Source organism: Acinetobacter sp. UBA6720, assembly GCF_002454215.1.
Lineage (GTDB): Bacteria > Pseudomonadota > Gammaproteobacteria > Pseudomonadales > Moraxellaceae > Acinetobacter.
The window spans coordinates 1-210 of the sequence record NZ_DKIK01000183.1 but is presented as its reverse complement, the minus strand read 5'-3'; the positions used below and the strand labels follow the sequence as shown (position 1 = coordinate 210).

General features: G+C 47.6%; 1 pseudogene. It reads left to right on the top strand.

Annotation, left to right across the window (positions count from 1 at the left end):
• Positions 1–210 (top strand): annotated as a pseudogene (locus B4F08_RS15435) (acetyl-CoA C-acyltransferase); the annotation flags it as partial.

Below are 210 nucleotides of genomic sequence, written 5' to 3'. Positions count from 1 at the left end.
TCAGGCATCAATGACGGTGCGGCTGCTGTACTGATCGCTTCAGAAGCAGCGATTGAGCAGTACCAACTTAAACCCCGTGCCAAGATTATTGCATCTACAGCTGTTGGGGTTGAACCTCGCATTATGGGCTTTGCACCTGCACCTGCCATCAAAAAGTTACTGAAACAAGCCAATCTGACATTAGAGCAGATGGATGTGATTGAGCTGAAT